Source organism: Streptomyces sp. ISL-1, assembly GCF_018614585.1.
Lineage (GTDB): Bacteria > Actinomycetota > Actinomycetes > Streptomycetales > Streptomycetaceae > Streptomyces > Streptomyces maoxianensis.
Map to the genome: position 1 here is coordinate 22486 of NZ_JAGGOI010000015.1, position 12594 is coordinate 35079.

Genomic DNA, 12594 nt, shown 5'->3' on the forward strand with positions numbered 1-12594 from the left:
CAGGTGATCTCAGGAGACCCTGAGCAGCGCGTCCTCCCGCCATTTCAGGATCTTGTCGAAGCTGACCACCGCGCCGTGGCCTGGCCGGTTGCGGAAGTGCACGTGGTCGGCGAGCTGCTCGATCAGACAGAGTCCGCGGCCGCTCTCGTCGGTGGGCGCGGCCTGCGGCAGGGCGGGGGCGCACCCGCCGTGCCGGATGGGGAATCCGGGGCCCGAATCGGCGACTTCGATACGGCACGTCTCGCCGTCCAGATAGGCGGTGACGCGATATGCGGCAGAGGCTTCGCCGAATCCCTGACCGCCGCCGTGCTCCACGGCGTTCGCACAGGCTTCGCTGAGGGCGACCGACAGATCGTAGGAGATTTCGGGGTCGACGCCCGCGGTCTCCATGGTGCCGAGCAGTAGGCGCCGGGCGAGCGGGACGCTCGCGGCTTCGCGCCGCAAGTGGAGAGACCACCAGATGCTCATGCTCCAGCCTCCTGGCTGCGGCTCGACATACCGATACGTATTGCCGCAAGACACGGTCCGTAAGCACACAGTTGACGTGATTGCGCTCATTCGGCCGACGCGCGCGGTTCGCGCGGCGATGTATGTCACCAAAGCGGATCTTCCGGACCTGCCGCACGGCGGCTCCCACCGCAGTGCGATGATGACCCGGCCATGTCGTCCATCCCCGTTGCACGCACCGGCGCCGGTCTGCGGCTGCTGAGGGCCGCGGTGTTCACCGCGGTCTGTGTCGTGCTGTCCGCGACGGGACATGCGCTGGCCGCCTGTGCGGCCGTGCCCCGGTGGACGCTGGCGGCAGGCTTCATCGGGGTATTCACGCTGGTCGCGCCGTTCGCCGGGCGGACGCGCTCACTGCCGTCCATCGCGCTCGCGCTGACAGTCGGACAGCTCGCTCTGCACGCCCTGTTCGGGGTCGCGCAGCACCGGCTGCAGCTGGCTCCGACGGCCGACGACGCGCTGATCAGAATGGCCGCGAAGCTGATGTGCGGGGCGGGCGCCGCGTCGCTGAGCCCCGTGGACGCGCGGCGGATCGTCACCACCGCGGGCCTCACCCCGCCCGGTCACGGCGCCCACGATCACATGGCGCAGACCGTCGCCGCTTCGCCTCAGCTGCTGCCGACCCTCCCCATGCTGCTCGGGCATCTGCTGGCCGCGCTCGCGACCGGCTGGCTGTTGCGGCGCGGGGATCTCGCGCTCGTACGGCTGACGCGGCTGTCGGCGGACTCGGCCCATGAGGTGGCCGAGGCGGCGTGGCTGCGTTCGCTGCGCGCCGCGCTCACTCTCGTACGGACGCTGCGGGGCGGTCTCTCTCAGGCGCCCACGGTGGATCCGCGCGCTCCCCGGGCGTCGTGCGACGCTCCCGTGCCGGCAGCCGGGGAGACGATCCAGCACACGGTGATCAGGCGCGGGCCTCCCGCGGATCTCGCTCTCGCAGCCTGACGCGGCCCACTCGACGGGAGTGGCGCCGCGGTGCCGACGCACCCCTGTGTGCGCGGCGCGCATCCACCTCTCCTGAACTGTGGAGTGTCCTCTGACATGAACGTTTCCCGCATCGTTGTCGTGTCCGGTATCGCCGCCTCCTCCGTGCTGCTCCTGTCCGGTACCGCCTTCGCGCACGTCAGCGTGCAACCGCAGGGCGAGGCCGCCAAGGGCGGCTACGCGACGGTCAACTTCAAGGTCCCCAACGAGCGCGACAACGCCTCGACCGTGAAGCTCGAAGTCACCGTCCCCACCGACCACCCGCTGGCGTCCGTGATGCCGCAGCCCGTGCCCGGCTGGAAGGTCGAGGTCACCAAGTCGAAGCTGGCCAAGCCGCTCGAGGTGCACGGCAAGCAGATCACCGAGGCGGTCTCCAAGGTCACCTGGACCTCGGACGGTTCCAAGATCGCTCCTGGCCAGTTCCAGCAGTTCCCGGTCTCGCTCGGGCAGCTGCCCGAGGACACCGACCAGTTGGTGTTCAAGGCGCTCCAGACGTACGACAACAAAGAGGTCGTGCGCTGGATCGAGGAGACCAAGGAGGGCGCTGAGGAGCCCGAGTCCCCCGCGCCGGTCCTGAAGCTGTCGGCAGCCACCGAGGATCACCACGGCGGCGGTGCCACGGACGCGGCCGCCGCGGACGGCAAGGACGCCAAGAACGCCGGGCACGACGAGGACGAGAAGGCCGAGGCCGCGTCCGACGACAGCAGCGACAGCACGGCACGCATCCTGGGCATCGTGGGCATTCTCGTCGGCGCCGCGGGTGTCGCCTTCGGCGTAGTGGCCGCACGCCGCCGCACCTCCTGACGCGCCGCATGATGGCCCGTACACCACATTTGGGATATTTCTCCATGCGCAAGAAGACTGTGCTCGCGGCCGCGCTCGTCGTGGCCGCCGGGCTCACCCTTTCCGCCTGCTCGGGCGGCGACGACTCCGGCAAGGGGCCCGTCGCCGAGATCTCCGCCCAGGCGAACCGGCCGGGGACCGTACTCGACCAGCCGTACGCCAAGCCGAACCTCGTCCTCACGGACACCCACGGCAAGAAGTACGACCTGCGCGAGCGGACCAAGGGCAAGCCGACGCTGATCTATTTCGGCTACACGCACTGCCCCGACGTGTGCCCGCTGACGATGAGCAATATCGCCGTCGCCAGGAAGCAGCTCCCCAAGGCCGATCAGGACAAGCTCCAGGTCGTCTTCGTCACGACCGACCCGGAACGGGACACCCCGGCCGAGCTCGCCAAGTGGCTGCCCAGCGCGGGCGACCCGTCGTTCACCGGCCTCACCGGCGATTTCGCGACGATCCAGGCGGGTGCGCGCCAGATGGGCATCGGCATCGACCCGCCGAAGAAGGAGAAGGACGGCTCGGTCGTCTCCATGCACGGCGCACAGGTCATCGCGTTCTCCCCGAAGACCGACAGGGGCTATGTGCTGTACGGCGAGGACACGACGGTGGACGACTACGCCAAGGACCTGCCGAAGCTCGTCCGTGGGGAGAACCCATGAACCGCCGCGCAACCTCCGCCTCCGCTCTCGCCCCCGTCCTCGCCTCCGTCATAGCCCTGACCGCGGGGGCGGCGCTGGCGGGTTGTTCCACCTCGTCCGGCAACGGGCCCGAGTTGAAGGTCAGCGGCGCGTTCATGCCGCAGCCCGTGGGGGACGACATGGCGGCCGGGTTTCTGACCGTACGGAACAGCGGAGGCGGCGCGGACAAGCTCACCTCCGTCACCAGTGACATCTCGGACGACATCACGATCCACGAAACGAACAACCAGAAGATGCAGGAGGTGAATGCCTTCGACGTGCCTGCGGACGGCGAGCTCGATCTCGAACGCGGTGGAAGCCACATCATGTTCATGAAGCTCAAGCAGAAGCCGAAGCAGGGCGAGAAGGTCGCCGTGGAGCTGCGTTTCGAGAAGTCCGGCCCGATCAAGGTCGAACTTCCCGTGAAGGAGCCCACGTACAACCCGATGAAGCACGAGCACTGAGGGACTGATCACGCCATGACAGCCACCGCCCCGCGCTTCGGCCCTTCCCCGGTCAGGCTGCTGCTCGCCGCCGCCGTGCTCATCGGCACGCTTCTCGGCGCACTCCTGGCCGGCGCGAGTCCCGCGTCGGCGCACGCCGCGCTGACCGGGAGCAACCCGAAGGACGGGGCGGTGGTCGCCACCGCCCCCAAGGAAGTCACGCTCACCTTCTCCGAGCAGGTCGCCATGGGGAACGACTCGATCCGGGTTCTCGAACCCAGCGGCAAACGCTCCGACAAGGCGAAGATCCGTGATCTGAGCGCCGGTGGCACGGTCAGCTACGGCGTCGATCTGCTGCCCGGACTGCCCAACGGCACCTACACCGTGGCCTGGCAGGCCATTTCGGCCGACAGCCATCCCGTCTCCGGCGCCTTCACCTTCTCCATCGGAGCACCCTCCAAGACTACCGTCGCCCTGCCCGACAGGGAGATCGGCGGAGGCTTCGTCGGCGTCCTCTACGACATCGCGCGCTACGCCTCGTACGCGGGCTTCGTGCTGCTGGCCGGCGGCGCGGCCTTCGTGCTGCTGTGCTGGCAGCGCGGCGCTTCCGTACGCCCGCTGCAACGCCTCGTCGTACAGGGCTGGGTGACGCTCACCGCGGCCACCCTCGCGACGCTTCTGCTGCGCACCCCCTATACCGGCTCCGGAAAACTGGCGGACGCCTTCGACCTCGGCGGGCTGCGGGACGTCCTGGAGACCAAGACCGGGGCGGCGTTGATCTCCCGGCTGCTGCTGCTCGGGGCGGCCGCGCTGTTCGTCGCCGTGCTGTTCGGGGCGTACGCGAAGCGTGAGGACGAGGCCGAGAAGAAGGACCTCACCTTCGGTCTCGCCATCGGCGGCACGGTCGTCGCGGCCGGGATCGCCGGGACCTGGGCGCTGTCGGAGCACGCATCGACCGGCATTCAGCCCGGGCTCGCGATGCCCGTGGATGTACTGCATCTTCTGGCCGTGGCCACCTGGCTCGGCGGGCTCGCGGCGCTGCTGACCGCGCTCTACCGGGCGCCGTCGATCGAGCGGGCGGCGGTGCGCCGGTTCTCCGGGGTCGCGTTCACCAGCGTCGTCGTGCTCGCCGCAACCGGGCTCTACCAGTCCTGGCGGCAGGTCGGTTCGTGGTCGGCGCTGACCGGAACGTCGTACGGGCAGCTGCTGCTGGTCAAGATCGGGCTGGTCGTCGTCATGGTCGGTGTCGCGTGGATCTCGCGGCGGTGGACGGCGCAGCTCGGGGAGGCGACGGCCTCGGCGCAGGAGCCGACGGAGGCCAACGCCGAGGAAGCAGAGGGAGCAGAGGAAGCGGCAGACTCGTCCGACCGCGAGCGGGCGGCTCAACTCACCCGCCAGAAGGCCGCGGTGGCCACCGCTCAGAAGCAGAAGGCACGGGACGCCGACCCCTCGCGTTCCGGACTGCGCCGATCTGTGCTGGCCGAGGCGGGTGTCGCGGTGGTGCTGCTGGCCGTGACCACCGTGCTGACGGCCACCGAACCCGGCCGTACGGAAGAAGAGGCTGCCCGGACCGGAGGTTCCCAGGCGGCCGCGACCGTGCCCGAAGGCCCCACCGAGATCAAAATGCCCTTCGACACCGGCGGCCGGAACGGCAAGGGGACGGTGCGCCTCAGCCTCGATCCGGCAACCCCCGGCGCCAACGAGATGCACGTCTGGATCGACACCCCGGACGGAAAGCCCCTGGACGCGCCCGAGGTGAAGGTCTCCTTCACCCTCAAGGCCAAGCAGATCGGCCCGCTGCCGATCACGCCCGACCGCCTGACGGCCGGACACTGGAGCTCGGGCGCGGTACAGATCCCGATGCCGGGCAAGTGGCAGGTCCAGGTGACCGTACGAACCTCCGACATCGACCAGACGACCATCGACAAGAACGTGAAGATCGGCTGACGTACCCGTGAGTGATCCCGTGAAAGACCGCGTGAGCGGCGGCGTGAATGACCGCGTAAATGGCGGCGGGAGTGGCCCCGCGCACGACCCGGTGAGCGACACCGCGAGCGACACCGCGAGCGACTCGGTGAGCGACACCGCGAGCGACAACGACATCTCCAGGCGGCGGCTGCTCGGCGCCGTCGGCGCGGCGGGCGCTACCGGGCTGGTGCTGGGGGCTGCGGGCGGGGCCGCAGCGCACGCCGCCGCCTCCGGCGACGCCCCCACCGCGCTGACGACCGTCGGCTCGGCCACCGTCGCGTTCCACGGCGAGCACCAGTCGGGCATCACCACGCCCCTGCAGGCCCGCGGCCATCTGATCGCCTTCGACCTCGCGCCGGGAGCGGGCCGCAGGGAAGCCGCCGCGCTGATGCGCAGGTGGTCCACGCTCGCCGCCGAACTGATGGCGGGCAGGGCGGCCGGCGACGGCGACACGGGCGTCGCACTGGACGCCGGTCCCTCGTCGCTGACGATCACCTTCGGCTTCGGCCGCACCTTCTTCGACCGTACGGGGCTGGTGACGCAGCGCCCGGCGGAGCTGGATCCGCTGCCCGCCTTCTCCTCCGACCAGCTGGACGACAGGCGCAGCAACGGTGATCTGTGGGTGCAGATCGGCTCGGACGACGCTCTGGTGGCCTTCCACGCGCTGCGCGCGATCCAGAAGGCGGCGGGCGAAGCGGCCAGGGTGCGCTGGCAGATGAACGGGTTCAACCGTTCTCCGGGGGCCACCGGCAGGCCGATGACCGCCCGCAATCTGATGGGCCAGGTTGACGGCACGCGCAACCCCAAACCGTCCGAAGCCGACTTCGACCGGCGGATCTTCGTGCCGTCCGGGACGAAGTACGCATGGCTGGCAGACGGCTCGTACGCCGTCGTACGCAGGATCCGGATGCTGCTCGACGACTGGGAGAAGCTCTCGCCGACGAAGCAGGAGCGGGTCATCGGCCGGCGCAAGTCCGACGGTGCGCCGCTGACCGGCGGCACCGAGACGACGGAGCTCGCGCTCGACAGGACAGGGCCTGACGGGAAACTGGTGATCCCCGACAACGCCCATGCGCGGATCTCCGCGCCCGAGCAGAACGGCGGTGCGGCGATGCTGCGGCGGCCGTTCTCGTTCCATGACGGGATCGACCCCGACGGGACGCCGGACGCGGGCCTGCTCTTCGTCTGCTGGCAGGCCGATCCGCTGCGCGGCTTCGTGCCGGTACAGCGCAAGCTCGACCGCGGCGATGCGCTGTCGCCGTTCATCCGGCACGAGGCCAGCGGGCTGTTCGCGGTGCCGGGCGGGCCCAAGAAGGGCGAGTACGTGGGGCAGCGGCTTCTGGAGTCGTGAATCATCGCGGCCCATTAGGGTGACGGTATGTCGGCCACGCGCTACACGTATCTCGGTCCCGAGGGCACCTTCACCGAAGCCGCCCTGCGCACGCTCCCCGAAGCCGCCACCAGGGAACTCGTCCCGATGGTGTCCGTGCCGGCTGCGCTCGATGCCGTACGCAACGGGGACGCCGCAGCCGCCCTCGTACCGATCGAGAACTCCGTGGAGGGCGGCGTCACCGCGACCCTCGACGAGCTGGCCTCCGGCGAGCCGCTGATGATCTACCGCGAGGTGCTGCTGCCCATCGCCTTCGCGCTGCTGGTACGGCCGGGCACCAAGCTGTCCGAGGTGAAGACGGTGACCGGGCACCCGGTTGCCCAGCCGCAGGTGCGGAACTGGCTGCGGAACAACCTGCCCGACGCGCTGTGGGAGTCGGCGGCCTCGAACGCGGACGGCGCACGGCTGGTGCAGGAGGGGCGGTTCGACGCGGCCTTCGCGGGCGAGTTCGCGGCGGCGCCGTACGGGCTCGAGCCGCTGGTCACCGAGATCCACGACGCGGAGAACGCGGAGACCCGCTTCGTACTGGTGGGCCGGCACGCCAGGCCGGCGGCACCGACCGGCGCGGACAAGACATCGGTGGTCATCTGGCTGGGCGACGACCACCCGGGTGCGCTGCTCGAGCTGCTGCAGGAGTTCGCTGTGCGTGGGGTCAACCTGATGCTGATCCAGTCGCGGCCGACGGGTGCGGGAATCGGGAACTACTGCTTCGCCGTGGACGCCGAGGGCCACATCGCGGACCGGCGGGTGGGCGAGGCGCTGATGGGGCTGAAGCGGATCTGCCCGAAGGTGCGGTTCCTCGGTTCGTACCCGCGGGCGGGTGTGGCGGTGGGGGATGTAAAGGAGCTGCGCGCGGGGACGTCAGACGCGGAGTTCACAGCGGCGTCGGACTGGCTGGCGCGCTGCCAGGACGGCCGGGCCTGAGGGGACGCGGGAGGCCTACGTCCCGGTCCTACCTGCAGATTTTTGTTGTCCACAGAAGTTATCCACAGGAGTGCTTCTCGACCTGGGGACAAGTCGACAACACAAGCCGACATGGTCGACAAATCGGCTCACTCGCCCCACTTCCGTCCACAGGGCCGCAGGGTGCCCCCTGTCACCTCAATTCCGTTGATCAACTCCTTAGGGCGAGGAATTCCCACCCGAATGAGTGTGTGAGGTGCGTTTGGGTGGGGAATCCTCCGGCGCACGCACGGCGCTGAAAACGATCTTTTCCGTGGCTTTCCGTGGTCCACAGATCTCACACACAGCCTGTGGATAACCTTGCGGGGAGTGGCATCCCTGTGGACAAGGGGAGCGTGAGCCTCCAACCCCTCCAAGGGTGTGGGTCAATGCCACCACTCACCTCATGGCCCATTTCGGCGAATAGCGGCGCGTTTATTGACGCTTGCGCGCTCAATCGGCACCCGATTTACCGTCCTTTCAAATTCCGACAATTGAAGCAATATGGACAAAAGGACACGCAAGGCAATATCGGGTGGGGTGCCGTCAGTCCGCACCGGTAGCCTGGTGGGGTGATTGACCTTCGCCTGCTCCGTGAGGACCCCGACCGTGTTCGCGCCTCCCAGCGCGCCCGTGGAGAGGACGTCGCCCTCGTCGACGCCCTGCTCACCGCCGATGAGCGGCGCAGGTCGTCCGGCCTCCGCTTCGACGAGCTGCGCTCCGAGCAGAAGTCGCTCGGCAAGCTCATCCCCAAGGCCACTCCGGAAGAGCGTGCCGAGCTGCTGAAGAGGGCCGAGCAGCTGAAGGCCGACGTGAAGTCGGCCGACGCCGAACAGAACGAGGCCGACGAAGAGACCAAGCGGCTGGTGCTCCAGCTCGGGAACATCGTCCACGAGGATGTCCCGGTCGGCGGCGAGGAGGACTTCGTCGTCCTCGAGACGCACGGCACGATCCGCGACTTCGGCGCCGAGGGCTTCCAGCCCAAGGACCATCTGGAACTCGGCGAGGCGCTCGGCGCCATCGACGTCGAGCGCGGCGCCAAGGTGTCGGGCTCGCGCTTCTACTACCTGACGGGTGTCGGCGCGCTGCTCGAGCTCGCACTGGTCAACGCCGCGATCGCGCAGGCCACCGAGGCCGGCTTCGTCCCGATGCTGACCCCCGCCCTGGTCCGCCCCCGCGCCATGGAGGGCACCGGCTTCCTCGGCCAGGCCGCCGAGAACGTCTACCACCTGGAGAAGGACGACCTCTACCTGGTCGGCACCTCCGAGGTCCCCCTCGCGGCCTACCACATGGACGAGATCATCGAGGCCGACAAGTTGCCGCTGCGGTACGCCGGCTTCTCGCCGTGCTTCCGCCGCGAGGCCGGGACGTACGGCAAGGACACCCGCGGGATCTTCCGGGTGCATCAGTTCGACAAGGTCGAGATGTTCTCGTATGTCGCTCCCGGGGACGCGGAGGCCGAGCACAAGCGGCTCCTGGACTGGGAGAAGCAGTGGCTGACCGGCCTGGAGCTGCCCTTCCAGGTGATCGACGTGGCGACCGGCGACCTCGGCGCGTCCGCCTCCCGCAAGTTCGACTGCGAGGCGTGGATCCCGACCCAGGGCAAGTACCGCGAGCTGACCTCGGCGTCGAACTGCGACAGCTTCCAGGCGCGCCGCCTGTCGGTCCGTATGCGAGACGGCAAGAAGGTGCAGCCGCTGGCGACGCTGAACGGCACGCTGTGCGCCGTACCGCGCACGATCGTGGCGATCCTGGAGAACCACCAGCTGGCGGACGGTTCGGTGCGGGTGCCCGAGGTGCTCCGTCCGTACCTGGGCGGGCGTGAAGTGCTGGCGCCGGTCGCCAAGTGACGTTCCCCTACCGGCTCGTCGCGACCGATCTCGACGGCACGCTGCTGCGCGGCGACGACACGGTCTCGGAGCGCACGCGCGACGCCCTCGCCGCGGCCACGGCGGCGGGCGCCGCGCACATCATCGTCACCGGACGGGCTGTTCCGTGGACCCGGCACATCCTGGACGACCTGGGGTACGACGGCCTCGCGGTCTGCGGTCAGGGCGCGCAGGTCTACCACGCGGGCGAGCACCGGCTGCTGACGTCCGTGACCCTGGACCGGCAGCTGGCCGGTCTTGCGCTCTCCAAGATCGAGGCGGAGGTCGGCCCGCTCGCGCTGGCCGCGAGTCGCGACGGGCTCGACGGCGAGGTGCTGGTCGGCGCCGGCTACCGGGTTCAGGAGAGCCCGCTGCCGGTGGTGGCGTTCGAGGACCCCTCCGAACTGTGGTCCGCGCCGATCAACAAGGTCTACATCCAGCATCCGGAGCTCGACGACGACGCGCTGGCGAGGGTGGCCAGGGCCACGGTCGGCGCCTTGGTGGACGTGGTGATGGCCGGCTCGGGCGTGGTGGAGATACTGCCGCTCGGGCTGAGCAAGGCGACGGGGCTGTCGCTGGCGGCGCGGCGGCTCGGGCTGCGGGCGGCGGACACGATCGCGTTCGGTGACATGCCGAACGACATCCCGATGTTCGGCTGGGCGGCGCGCGGGGTGGCGATGGCCAATGCCCACGATGAGCTGAAGGCCGTGGCGCACGAGATCACGGCGTCGAACGAGCACGACGGCATTGCGGTGGTGCTGGAACAGCTGCTTCAGGGCTGACGCGCCGCGGTGCAGCGGTATGCGGTTCAGCAGTGCTGCACGGTGTGCGGAGGATGCGCGGATCGAACGCGCGCGGGGTTTGCGGCCCCGACGACGGCTTAGCAAGCCGCTGCCTTACCACTCGGCCAATCCTCCGGGAGGGGGCGGCCCGCGCGGATGCGCGCTCGAAGCGGCCGCCCCCGGGCCGCTGCCTGCGGGCGGCTGTGCGGAGTGATCGGTGGCTACTCCGCTGCCTGCCCGGCGCTGCCCTGTTGGGAGCTCGACGGACTCGCACTCGTACTCTCGGTCATCGCCGCGCTCCTCTCCCGGTCGGTGGCGTCGGTCGCACTGGCGTGCGCCGGCTCAACTACTGTGCCCCGGGCGACGCTTCGAAGCCACTGATTTTCCAGGCGGCGGGTCACCATACGGCCCGGGGCCTGGACTGGGGGAACGGGCAGATGCTCGCGGCCCGCGACCGGAGGTGTGCGGCAGGCGCGGACCGCGAACCGGGATCAGCGGCGCTTACGCCGCTGGCCGCGCTGCAGTTCCCTCAGCTGATGGGCGACGTCGTCCATCCTGCTGTCCATCCGGCGCTCCATCCGCCGCATGTCGTCGGAGAGGTCGCAGAGCCGGTTGCTCATCGCCCCGACGACCTGATTGGTGGCGTCGAGCCGCCGGTCGAGACGGTCGAGCCGCACCGAGATCCCGTTGATCACGGGGCCGAGTTCCTGGAGCGCGTGTCCGACGGTGTCCAGGTTCGCCTCGACCTTGGTGACGCGCCGGTCGAGGGATGCGTAACCCTGGCGCCGGCCGCCTTCCTCCTCGGCGTCGAGGAGGTACGTGCGGACGCAGCGGGCGATGTCGCTGTCGCGAAGAAGCATCGCGATGTTGAGCACGGTCCGGCGGGTGTAGAGCCGGAGTTGGGCGCCCGCCTGTGGATAACTCTCGTCCCATGTGGCCAGAACGGCCATATGGAATCTCTGCAGTTCAGAGCCCTTGAGAGTGATCAAGCCATTGGCTTTCAGCTCGTCACGATGGCGCTTGACGACGCTGTGGACAGCGTCCCTGTGGATTTCGAAATAGCGGGCCACATCCTCTGTGCGGAGGTGAATTCCGTCCGGGAGCGTGACAAGCGCCTTCACCTTGTCCAGGACTTCGACACGCCCCTGGTGCTCGTCGCGCATCGCGCGCGACTCGAGCAGGGCGACTTCCGATGGCATGAAAATGCCTTCCGTTCGCAAAACCGATCATGGACGGCCCTGCTCCCCGGGCTTCAGGGGTGGAGGTCGGCTCACGGTGCTACTCACCCAATGACCGGCCCGGCTTTCGATCCGGCACCGGCAATCCCCAGTTTCACGAACTCTCGTCGCTACGAACTCCAGTTGCCTCCACGCACAGTGGACAACGAGCCGATAAGGTACAGTTACGCGGATATGCGTCAACCCCCGCCCATCGGACAGGGGTTGACACCCAAGAGACATGGGCCCGGCGCGTCACTCCTCGCCGGCGAGCTTCAGCACCCTCAGCTTCTGCCCCGCGTACCACGTCGCGACCACCGTGACCCCCGCCAGCAGCGCCACCGCCAGCGGCAGCCCCACGTCCGAGCCGATCAGGCCTTCCCCGCCGATCTTCTCGGCGAGCGACAGCGACCACTGCTGGACGCTCAGCGTGCGCGCCCCCGGCACCAGGCTGCCGAACAGCGTCTCCCACACCAGCGCGTAGACGAGTCCGATCACCACCGCATGCCGGCTGACCGTCCCGAGCAGCAGGAACAGCGCGCTGTACGCGATCGAGGCGACCAGCGCCGCCACCGTGTACGCCACCGCGACCTGCTGGCCGTTGCCGTTCAGGATGAATCCGGCGATCAGCGTGGGCACCGCCGAGAAGGCCATCGTGATCGCGATGGCCACGGTCAGTTTTGTGACGATGATCGTCGGCCGCTTCACCGGCTTGGCCAGCAGATAGACGATCGACCCGTCGTCGATCTCGGGCCCGATCGACCCGGTGCCCGCGATCACGCCGATCAGCGGCACCATCGTGGCGATGGCGAACCCGCCCAGGACATCCGCGGCGACCTGGTCGTCCACGCCGTTGAAGCTCCGTACCGCCGCCGCGATGAGCAGCAGCAGTCCGGGCAGTACGAACAGGATCGCTGCCCGGCGCCTGCCGAGCACGGCCCGATAGGTGAGCCGGGCGACTGTGGGGTTGTACATCTGC

12 protein-coding genes and 1 tRNA gene are annotated in these 12594 nt (G+C 69.2%); 9 read left to right on the forward strand and 4 right to left on the reverse strand.

Going from position 1 to position 12594, the window contains the following annotated elements; all coding sequences use genetic code 11:
- Window positions 1-9: 9 nt before the first annotated feature.
- Window positions 10-468, reverse strand: coding sequence for an ATP-binding protein (locus J7E87_RS12170; protein WP_215092993.1), 459 nt, complete (start codon window positions 466-468; stop codon window positions 10-12).
- 192 nt (window positions 469-660) lie between these two features.
- On the opposite strand from J7E87_RS12170, the gene J7E87_RS12175 reads away from it, so the two are divergent.
- From J7E87_RS12175 to J7E87_RS12215, 9 genes are all read left to right on the forward strand, one after another.
- The gene (locus J7E87_RS12175) at window positions 661-1446 is read left to right on the forward strand and encodes a hypothetical protein (RefSeq protein ID WP_215092994.1); all 786 of its coding nucleotides are present in this window, start codon (window positions 661-663) and stop codon (window positions 1444-1446) included.
- Window positions 1447-1542: 96 nt separating this feature from the next.
- Complete coding sequence (locus J7E87_RS12180) at window positions 1543-2289, forward strand: YcnI family protein (RefSeq protein ID WP_215092996.1); 747 nt, start codon at window positions 1543-1545, stop codon at window positions 2287-2289.
- Between the two features lie 44 nt (window positions 2290-2333).
- Window positions 2334-2987, forward strand: a complete 654-nt coding sequence (locus J7E87_RS12185) for an SCO family protein (RefSeq protein ID WP_215092998.1) — start codon at window positions 2334-2336, stop codon at window positions 2985-2987.
- On the forward strand, window positions 2984-3469 hold the full coding sequence (locus J7E87_RS12190; RefSeq protein WP_215093000.1) for a copper chaperone PCu(A)C: 486 nt from the start codon (window positions 2984-2986) through the stop codon (window positions 3467-3469). The genes J7E87_RS12185 and J7E87_RS12190 overlap by 4 nt, the downstream gene beginning before the upstream one ends.
- Window positions 3470-3484: 15 nt before the next feature.
- Entirely contained in the window at window positions 3485-5395 is a 1911-nt protein-coding gene (locus J7E87_RS12195; RefSeq protein ID WP_215093002.1) for a copper resistance protein CopC, read from the forward strand.
- A gap of 127 nt (window positions 5396-5522) precedes the next feature.
- The gene (gene efeB, locus J7E87_RS12200) at window positions 5523-6767 is read left to right on the forward strand and encodes an iron uptake transporter deferrochelatase/peroxidase subunit (RefSeq protein ID WP_308312920.1); all 1245 of its coding nucleotides are present in this window, start codon (window positions 5523-5525) and stop codon (window positions 6765-6767) included.
- 27 nt (window positions 6768-6794) lie between these two features.
- Entirely contained in the window at window positions 6795-7730 is a 936-nt protein-coding gene (gene pheA, locus J7E87_RS12205; RefSeq protein ID WP_215093006.1) for a prephenate dehydratase, read from the forward strand.
- A gap of 590 nt (window positions 7731-8320) precedes the next feature.
- A complete protein-coding gene (serS, locus tag J7E87_RS12210) occupies window positions 8321-9598 on the forward strand; it encodes a serine--tRNA ligase (RefSeq protein WP_215093008.1) in 1278 nt (425 codons plus the stop codon).
- Entirely contained in the window at window positions 9595-10398 is an 804-nt protein-coding gene (locus tag J7E87_RS12215; protein ID WP_215093010.1) for an HAD family hydrolase, read from the forward strand. The genes serS and J7E87_RS12215 overlap by 4 nt, the downstream gene beginning before the upstream one ends.
- A 47-nt stretch (window positions 10399-10445) precedes the next feature.
- Here the strand turns inward: J7E87_RS12215 and J7E87_RS12220 are convergent.
- The 3 genes from J7E87_RS12220 to J7E87_RS12230 all read right to left on the reverse strand — a co-directional run bounded on the left by J7E87_RS12220 (window position 10446) and on the right by J7E87_RS12230 (window position 12590).
- A tRNA-Ser gene (locus J7E87_RS12220) sits at window positions 10446-10533 on the reverse strand.
- 356 nt (window positions 10534-10889) lie between these two features.
- Window positions 10890-11597: a hypothetical protein gene (locus tag J7E87_RS12225; RefSeq protein WP_215093012.1), complete on the reverse strand. Its 708-nt coding sequence runs from the start codon at window positions 11595-11597 to the stop codon at window positions 10890-10892.
- A gap of 273 nt (window positions 11598-11870) precedes the next feature.
- The gene (locus J7E87_RS12230; protein WP_215093014.1) at window positions 11871-12590 is read right to left on the reverse strand and encodes an ABC transporter permease subunit; all 720 of its coding nucleotides are present in this window, start codon (window positions 12588-12590) and stop codon (window positions 11871-11873) included.
- Window positions 12591-12594: the final 4 nt, after the last annotated feature.

What these genes read in the sequence shown, in the direction of transcription:
- pheA (WP_215093006.1), top strand. Translation starts at nt 6,795, where the DNA reads ATGTCGGCCACGCGCTACACGTATCTCGGTCCCGAGGGCACCTTCACC.
- J7E87_RS12230 (WP_215093014.1), bottom strand. Translation starts at nt 12,590, where the DNA reads ATGTACAACCCCACAGTCGCCCGGCTCACCTATCGGGCCGTGCTCGGC.
- J7E87_RS12190 (WP_215093000.1), top strand. Translation starts at nt 2,984, where the DNA reads ATGAACCGCCGCGCAACCTCCGCCTCCGCTCTCGCCCCCGTCCTCGCC.
- J7E87_RS12175 (WP_215092994.1), top strand. Translation starts at nt 661, where the DNA reads ATGTCGTCCATCCCCGTTGCACGCACCGGCGCCGGTCTGCGGCTGCTG.
- J7E87_RS12170 (WP_215092993.1), bottom strand. Translation starts at nt 468, where the DNA reads ATGAGCATCTGGTGGTCTCTCCACTTGCGGCGCGAAGCCGCGAGCGTC.
- J7E87_RS12225 (WP_215093012.1), bottom strand. Translation starts at nt 11,597, where the DNA reads ATGCCATCGGAAGTCGCCCTGCTCGAGTCGCGCGCGATGCGCGACGAG.
- J7E87_RS12185 (WP_215092998.1), top strand. Translation starts at nt 2,334, where the DNA reads ATGCGCAAGAAGACTGTGCTCGCGGCCGCGCTCGTCGTGGCCGCCGGG.
- J7E87_RS12195 (WP_215093002.1), top strand. Translation starts at nt 3,485, where the DNA reads ATGACAGCCACCGCCCCGCGCTTCGGCCCTTCCCCGGTCAGGCTGCTG.
- J7E87_RS12180 (WP_215092996.1), top strand. Translation starts at nt 1,543, where the DNA reads ATGAACGTTTCCCGCATCGTTGTCGTGTCCGGTATCGCCGCCTCCTCC.